Origin of the sequence: Mesorhizobium australafricanum (genome assembly GCF_033977265.1) — a bacterium.
Classification (GTDB): domain Bacteria; phylum Pseudomonadota; class Alphaproteobacteria; order Rhizobiales; family Rhizobiaceae; genus Mesorhizobium; species Mesorhizobium australafricanum.
The window spans coordinates 286983-294455 of the sequence record NZ_JAVIIT010000009.1 but is presented as its reverse complement, the minus strand read 5'-3'; the positions used below and the strand labels follow the sequence as shown (position 1 = coordinate 294455).

Sequence of the window (7473 nt, the reverse complement as noted above, 5' to 3'; positions counted from 1 at the left end):
AAACATCTTGACCGCTCACCCCCTCGACAAACCTATCGCAAGCAAAATGCGCAGAGCCAACTGGAGCAAAGACTTCTTCTATGAGCTCTTTACTCATATGCGATAGCCCTACCCGCAAGGGGGGAGAAGGAAAGAATCAGGCGAAGGTGCCGTGGCAGTGCTTGTACTTCTTGCCGGAGCCGCAGGGGCAGAGCTCGTTGCGGCCGACCTTGCCCCATGTCGAGGGATTCTTCGGGTCGCGGTTTTCCGGCGCGACGACGGCGTTGGTGTCCTGACGCATCAGAAGCGCGGTCTCGCCGCCCTGGAAATCGTCTTCGCCGGTGGATCCGTCGATATGGCTGCCGAACATCTCGGGGGTTTCGGGCGGCGGGGCGTCCGCTGCCTGGCGCACCAGCTCGACGCGCATCAACTGCGCGGTGACGGCCTGACGCAGATTGCCGAGCATGCCCTGGAACAGCTCGAAGGCTTCGCCCTTGTATTCCTGCAGCGGGTCGCGCTGGGCATAGCCGCGGAAGCCGACGACCGAACGCAGGTGATCGAGATTGACGATGTGCTCGCGCCACAGATGGTCGAGCGTCTGCAGCACCACCGAACGTTCGACATAGTTCATCACGTCGGGACCGAAGCGATCGGCGCGCTCCTTGGCGGCGGCGTCGGCGGCGGCCGTGATGCGCTCGCGGATGTCGTCCTCGGCGATGCCCTCTTCCTTGACCCATTCCTCGATCGGCAGGTCGAGGTTGAGGTACTGCGCCACTTCCTCCTTGAGGCCGGCGACGTTCCATTGCTCGGCATAGGCGTTTTCGGGGATGTTCTTGGCGACGATCTCCTCGACGACGCCTTCGCGCATCTCGGCGATCGTCTCCGACAGGCCTTCGCCATCCATGAGTTCGATGCGCTGCTCGAACACCACCTTGCGCTGGTCGTTGGCGACGTCGTCATATTTCAACAGGTTCTTGCGGATGTCGAAGTTGCGCGCCTCGACCTTCTTCTGCGCCTTCTCCAGCGCCTTGTTGATCCAGGGATGGATGATCGCCTCGTCTTCCTTGAGGCCGAGCTTCTGCAGCATGCCGTCCATGCGCTCGGAGCCGAAGATGCGCATCAGATCGTCCTGCAGCGACAGGAAGAACTTCGAGCGGCCGGGGTCGCCTTGTCTTCCTGAACGCCCTCTAAGCTGGTTGTCGATGCGGCGCGATTCGTGGCGCTCGGTGGCCAGAACATAAAGGCCGCCGGCGGCCAGCGCCTTTTCCTTCAGGCGCTCGACATCGGCATTGATTTCCTTTTCCCGGGCCTCGCGCTCGGGGCCCTCGGGCATGTCGCCGAGTTCCTCGGCGATGCGCATCTCGGCATTGCCGCCAAGCTTGATGTCGGTGCCGCGGCCGGCCATGTTGGTGGCGATGGTGATGGCGCCGGGCTTGCCGGCCTGGGCGACGATGGACGCCTCGCGCTCGTGATGGCGGGCGTTCAGCACCTCGAAGTTCTTGAAGCCGTCCTTGCGCAGGCGCTCGGCCAGCTGCTCGGACTTCTCGATCGAGGTGGTGCCGACCAGCGTCGGCTGGCCCTTGGCGCTGGCTTCGCGGATTTCCTTGACGATCGCCTTGTACTTCTCCTCGACGGTCCGGTAGACCTCGTCGTCCTCGTCCTTGCGGATGACCGGCAGGTTGGTCGGGATTTCGGTGACCTCGAGGCCGTAGATGTTGCCGAATTCCTCGGCCTCGGTCAGCGCCGTGCCGGTCATGCCGGAGAGCTTCTTGTAGAGGCGGAAATAATTCTGGAATGTGACGGAGGCCAGCGTCTGGTTCTCCGGCTGGATCTGCACATGCTCCTTGGCTTCAAGTGCCTGGTGCAGGCCTTCCGAATAGCGGCGTCCAGGCATCATGCGGCCGGTGAACTCGTCGATGATGACGATCTCGCCGTTGCGCACGATGTAATCCCTGTCCTTCTGGAACAACAGATGCGCCTTCAGCGCATTGTTGACGTGGTGGACGATGGCGACGTTCTCGACGTCGTAGAGCGACTCGCCCTTCAACAGGCCGGCGTCGCGCAGCATGTTTTCGAGCCGCTCGGTGCCTTCCTCGGTGAAGATCGTCGTCTTCTGCTTCTCGTCGACCTCGTAGTCGGTCGGACCGAGCTTCAGCATGAAGGCGTCGATGGTGTTGTACATTTCCGAACGGTCCTCGAGCGGACCGGAGATGATCAGCGGCGTGCGCGCCTCATCGACCAGAATGGAATCGACCTCATCGACGATCGCGTAGGAATGTCCGCGCTGCACCATCTGCGCGCGCTCATACTTCATGTTGTCGCGCAGATAGTCGAAGCCGAGCTCGTTGTTGGTGGCGTAGGTGACGTCGCAGGCGTAGGCCTCGCGGCGCTCGTCATCGGAAAGGCCGTGGACGATGATGCCGACGGTCAGGCCGAGGAACTTATAGACGCGGCCCATCCATTCCGCGTCACGCTTGGCGAGGTAGTCGTTGACGGTGACGACATGCACGCCCTTGCTGGCGAGCGCGTTGAGATAGACCGGCAGGGTGGCGACCAGCGTCTTGCCCTCGCCGGTGCGCATCTCGGCGATGCCGCCATTGTGCAGCACCATGCCGCCGATCAACTGGACGTCAAAAGGCCGCATGCCCAGCACGCGGCGGGCCGCTTCGCGCACCGTGGCGAAGGCAGGGACCAGCAGATCGTCGAGCGAAGCGCCGTTGGCGAGATCCTGGCGGAACTTTTCCGTGCGGCCGGCAAGCTCGGCATCGGAAAGCGCCTGCATCTCGTTTTCCATGGCGTTGATGGCTTCGACCCTGGGCCGGGTCGACTTGACGCGGCGGTCGTTTGAGGAGCCGAAAACCTTACGGGCGAGACCGCCGAGACTGACCATCCAAGGTCCTTTCGATAGCAATTTTGGCCGTTTGCGACAGACACCTGGCGGGCCCATCAAATCCGCGTGAATGCGGACAAACGCAAAAAGCGCCCGGAAAACGGTTCTGGACGCCAAGTCGTTGGACAGATAAGAGGGGGCTCAATCGATGTCAACGCCGCGTTAGCCCTATGGGCAGCGCCAAATTCCGCCACAATCCGACTGATCTGGAACCCTTTCGCTCACGCGATCCTTATCGGCAATCCCCATTGGAGTTTATCTTGATGCCCCTGTCGTTCCGCCGCGCCTCGCTCGCCAGTCTCGGTCTGGCCTTCGGGCTCTCGGCTCTTTGCCTGTCGCCGCTGATGGCGCAGGAGACCGCGCCCGCCCAGCCGGACGCCCCCGCGCCTGCTGCTCCCGCGGCGCCGGTCGATCCCAATGCCGTGATTGCCACCGTCAATGGCGAGAAGCTGACCGAGGCCGATCTTCAGCTCGCCGAAGGCGAACTTTCGCAGCAGTTCGCGCAGCTGCCGCCGGAACAGCGTCGCGCCGCGGCCCTTTCGGCGGCGATCGAAATCCGCGTCATGGCCAAGAAGGCGGTCGACAGCGGTCTCGACAAGGATGCCGACTTCCAGCGCCGCATGGCTTTCCTGCAGGCGCGCGCCCTGCATGGCGAGGTCGTCGAGAAGGAAGTGGTCGACAAGGTGACGGACGCCGAGGTGCGCGCCCGCTACGACCAGGAAATCGCCAACACGCCGCCGGTCAATGAGATCCACGCCCGTCACATCCTCGTGAAGACGAAGGAAGAGGCCGAGGCGATCATCAAGCAACTCGATGGCGGCGCCGACTTCCAGAAGCTCGCCAACGAGCACACCAGCGATCCGAGCGGCAAGACCAATGGCGGCGATCTCGGCTGGTTCGGCCCGGGGCAGATGGTGCCGGAATTCGACAAGGCGGCCCTTGCGCTCGATGTCGGCAAATATTCGAAGGAGCCGGTGCAGTCGCAGTTCGGCTGGCACGTCATCAAGGTCGAGGACAAGCGCGCCAAGCAGCCGCCGGCATTTGACGACGTCAAGGACCAGGCCAAGCAGGCGGTGATCCGCGACAAGTATTTCGCCATGGTCAAGGACCTGCGCGCCGCCGCCAAGGTCGAGATCCCGGACGAGAAGCTCAAGAAGGCCATCGACGCGCTGGAAAGCAGCAAGTAATCCGCCACCAGCTGGATATCCTGCAAGGGGCGCCTCCGGGCGCCCTTTCGCTTTTCGCGGTCAGGCGGTCATTATTCCCCGCGTGATGTAGCGCACGGCGGCGCGGATCGCCGCCTCGTCCTCGTCGAGCCGTTTGGTCAGCAGATGACGCCAGGCGAAGGAAGCGATCAGGTCGGCGACGATCTCGGCATCGACATCGGCCGCCACCTCGCCACGCGCCTTGGCGCGCTCGATCATCCGGCCGGTATGGGCGCTGCGCCCTTTTGAATATTCGGCAAGCGCGGCCGCGGCTGTCTCGTCCGACTGCGCCTCGGCGATCAGCGAGCGGAAGATGTTGCCTGACGGGCTGTCGCGCCAATGCGCGAACAGATTCTTGAGGAAGCCGGCCAAATCATCCTCGATGTTTCCGGTGTCGGGCGTCTCGACGCGCTTCTGCCGCTGGTAGACCTCGATCAGCAGCGCCGCCTTGCTCGGCCACCAGCGATAGATGGTCGGCTTTCCCGCCCGCGCCCGCCGGGCGACGGCCTCGATCGAAAAGCCGGCATAGCCGGCCTCGCGCAGCACCGCTTCGGCCGCCTCGATAATGGCGTCGGCGCTCTCGGGATTTCGTTTTGCGCCGATCGACTTGCGCCCGCGGGCGGCGGCCTCGCCCATTTAGGTCTTCCTTAGCCGGTGAATCCGTCGCCAATCATATTGGCTTCGCGGGTGAAACGAAACGATCCGTTTTAGGTTGCGAAACGGCTGGTCCGGTCGATGGGGCGCGGCCAGAACGCCCCTTGCGCCGGGGCGCGCTATCGGGCAAACCGGCCTTCCTTTCGCGTTCTTGCCGCCCCGGGGTCATGATGTCCGCTACGATTTCGCCGCTCGCACCGAAGAAATATCCGAAGATGCCGGTCATCGAAGGCGTCCGCATCGCTACCGCCGAAGCCGGCATCAAATACAAGAACCGTACAGACCTGCTCGCCATGGTCTTCGATCCGGGCACGGCCGTCGCTGGTGTGTTCACCAGGTCGAAATGCCCGTCGGCTCCGGTCGATTTTTGCCGCCAGAACCTGCCCGCCGGCAAGGCGCGCGTGCTGGTGGTCAATTCCGGCAATGCCAACGCCTTCACCGGCAAGAAGGGCAAGGCTTCGACCGCGTTGACCGGCGAGGCGGCGGCCAAGGCCGCCGGTTGTCTAGAGAGCGAAGTGTTCCTGGCCTCGACCGGCGTCATCGGCGAACCGCTCGACACCACCAAGTTCAGCCATCTGCTCGCCGGCCTGGTCAAGGACGGAAAGCCCGATCTTTGGACCGACGCGGCCAAGGCCATCATGACCACCGACACCTATCCGAAGGTGGCGACGGCGACAGTCAAGCTCGGCGACGCCGACGTCACCATCAACGGCATCGCCAAGGGCGCCGGCATGATTGCGCCCGACATGGCAACGATGCTCTCCTTCATCGCCACCGACGCGCCGATAGCCGCACCGGTGCTGCAGGACCTGCTGTCGCGCGGTACCGCCAAGACCTTCAATGCAGTGACCGTCGACAGCGACACCTCGACCAGCGACACGCTGCTTTTGTTTGCCACCGGCAAGGCCGCCGCGCGCGGCGCCCCGGCAATCAGCGATCCCAGGGATGCGCGGCTCGGCGCCTTCCGCCGGGCGCTCGGCAAGGTGCTGAAGTCGCTGGCGCTGCAGGTGGTGCGCGACGGCGAGGGTGCGCGCAAGCAGGTCGAGGTCACGGTGACCGGCGCCAAATCGGCGCGTTCGGCCAAGCGCATCGCGCTCTCGATCGCCAACTCGCCGCTGGTCAAGACGGCGGTCGCCGGCGAGGACGCCAATTGGGGCCGCGTCGTCATGGCCGTCGGCAAGGCCGGCGAGCCGGCCGACCGCGACCGGTTGTCGATCTGGTTCGGCGACAATCGTCTGGCACATGAGGGCGAGCGCGATCCTGGATATTCGGAGGAAGCGACCTCGGCCTATATGAAGCGCGACGATATCCGCATCCGCGCCGATCTCGGCATCGGCCGCGGCAAGGCGACGGTGTGGACCTGCGACCTCACCAAGGAATATGTCGCCATCAATGGCGATTACCGGAGCTGATGGCGCCGGTGTCCAGGCATCCGGCAAGCGTGCTGGCGGTCGTGCGCCGCTATGAGGCGGCGGGCTTTCGCGCCTGGCCGGCGGCGGCGGTCCACTATGACGGGACCTGGGTGGTGCGGCTCACGGCCGGGCACCCTGCCAAGCGCCTGAACTCGGTCAATCCGCTCGATCCCGGCGATACGCACGCCATTGAAGAGCGGATTGGCCGCGCCGCACGACGCTTCGATGCCTATGGCCGGCCGCTGACCTTTCGCATGTCACCGCTGTCGGGGCAGGTCCTGTCCTCGCATCTCGACAAGACCGGGTGGAACAGGTTCGATGAATCCCTGGTCATGCGGCTGCCGCTGAAAGAGGTCGAGCTCGGCGCGGCCATGGACCAGATTCCGCTCAAGGACATCAGCCGCTTCATCGGCGCGTCGCTCAGGACCAGCGGCTCGGACGCCTCGCTGCGGCCCGGCCTGTCCGAGGTCATCGGCGCCATCCAGCCGGAAGCGGGGCTGTTCGCGCTGGAGGACGGCAATGAGCCGCTGGCGACGCTGATCTGCGTCCATGACGGCGATCTTGCCGGACTGTTCGAGGTCGCCACCGAAAAGTCTTCGCGCAACAAGGGCCATGGCCGCGATCTCATCCTGTCGGCGCTGAAATGGGCCCGGCTGCGCGGCGCGCGCGAGGCCTGGCTGCAGGTCGAGGCCGGCAATGCGCCGGCGCTGTCGCTCTACCGGTCGCTCGGCTTCGAGGAAGTCTATCGCTACCACTATCGAAGGCCGCCGGGCGCATGAGCGAGAGCAAGCCAAGCGGAAAGCGCCTGCTGCTGGTCGCCGCCTGCGCGCTGGTCGACACCGACCGGCGCGTGCTTCTGGCGCAGCGCCCGCAGGGCAAGCAGCTTGCCGGCCTGTGGGAGTTTCCGGGCGGCAAGGTCGAGCCCGGCGAGACGCCGGAGGAATGCCTGGTCCGCGAGCTGCATGAGGAACTCGGCATCGAGACCGAGATTCCGTGCCTGGCCCCGCTCACCTTTGCCAGCCACTCCTATGAGGATTTCCATCTCTTGATGCCGCTTTATGTCTGCCGCCGCTTTCGCGGTATCGCGCAGGCGAGGGAGGGGCAGGGGCTCAAATGGGTCAGGCCGCGGCAGATGCGCGACTATCCGATGCCGCCGGCCGACGCGCCGCTGATCCAGTTCCTCATCGACCTTTTGTAAGGTCGCGGCCTGCCCTTCGCGGCAGTTCACCGTTTCACACTTTTCCTGGAGCGCTTTAGCCAGCGTTAATGGAAGATTTATCTCGACGTGAAAAATTGCGCGGAGCCGTTTCGCGCGGCGATATCGTCGATGACT

General features: G+C 64.4%; 6 protein-coding genes. 4 read left to right on the top strand and 2 right to left on the bottom strand.

The features are described from left to right. Positions 1-136: 136 nt before the first annotated feature. Complete coding sequence (gene secA / locus RFM98_RS19690) at positions 137-2869, bottom strand: preprotein translocase subunit SecA (protein ID WP_320310424.1); 2733 nt, start codon at positions 2867-2869, stop codon at positions 137-139. Positions 2870-3132: 263 nt separating this feature from the next. On the opposite strand from secA, the gene RFM98_RS19685 reads away from it, so the two are divergent. Next, entirely contained in the window at positions 3133-4056 is a 924-nt protein-coding gene (locus RFM98_RS19685) for a peptidylprolyl isomerase (RefSeq protein WP_320310432.1), read from the top strand. A 60-nt stretch (positions 4057-4116) separates the two neighbouring features. Here RFM98_RS19685 and RFM98_RS19680 read toward each other — a convergent pair whose 3' ends face one another. Continuing rightward, positions 4117-4710, bottom strand: coding sequence for a TetR/AcrR family transcriptional regulator (locus tag RFM98_RS19680; protein ID WP_320310423.1), 594 nt, complete (start codon positions 4708-4710; stop codon positions 4117-4119). Positions 4711-4898: 188 nt separating this feature from the next. On the opposite strand from RFM98_RS19680, the gene argJ reads away from it, so the two are divergent. From argJ to RFM98_RS19665, 3 genes are read left to right on the top strand one after another with little or no spacing between them, the layout of a single operon-like run. Further along, complete coding sequence (gene argJ, locus RFM98_RS19675) at positions 4899-6140, top strand: bifunctional glutamate N-acetyltransferase/amino-acid acetyltransferase ArgJ (RefSeq protein WP_320310422.1); 1242 nt, start codon at positions 4899-4901, stop codon at positions 6138-6140. Beyond that, on the top strand, positions 6140-6919 hold the full coding sequence (locus tag RFM98_RS19670) for a GNAT family N-acetyltransferase (RefSeq protein ID WP_320310421.1): 780 nt from the start codon (positions 6140-6142) through the stop codon (positions 6917-6919). Before argJ ends, RFM98_RS19670 begins: the two co-directional genes overlap by 1 nt. Beyond that, positions 6916-7338, top strand: a complete 423-nt coding sequence (locus tag RFM98_RS19665; RefSeq protein ID WP_320310420.1) for a (deoxy)nucleoside triphosphate pyrophosphohydrolase — start codon at positions 6916-6918, stop codon at positions 7336-7338. Before RFM98_RS19670 ends, RFM98_RS19665 begins: the two co-directional genes overlap by 4 nt. The last annotated feature ends 135 nt before the right edge of the window (positions 7339-7473 follow it).

Bases quoted from the DNA above. Each gene is read 5' to 3' on its own strand.
- RFM98_RS19680 (WP_320310423.1), bottom strand. From the start codon at position 4,710: ATGGGCGAGGCCGCCGCCCGCGGGCGCAAGTCGATCGGCGCAAAACGA.
- argJ (WP_320310422.1), top strand. From the start codon at position 4,899: ATGTCCGCTACGATTTCGCCGCTCGCACCGAAGAAATATCCGAAGATG.
- RFM98_RS19670 (WP_320310421.1), top strand. From the start codon at position 6,140: ATGGCGCCGGTGTCCAGGCATCCGGCAAGCGTGCTGGCGGTCGTGCGC.
- secA (WP_320310424.1), bottom strand. From the start codon at position 2,869: ATGGTCAGTCTCGGCGGTCTCGCCCGTAAGGTTTTCGGCTCCTCAAAC.
- RFM98_RS19685 (WP_320310432.1), top strand. From the start codon at position 3,133: ATGCCCCTGTCGTTCCGCCGCGCCTCGCTCGCCAGTCTCGGTCTGGCC.
- RFM98_RS19665 (WP_320310420.1), top strand. From the start codon at position 6,916: ATGAGCGAGAGCAAGCCAAGCGGAAAGCGCCTGCTGCTGGTCGCCGCC.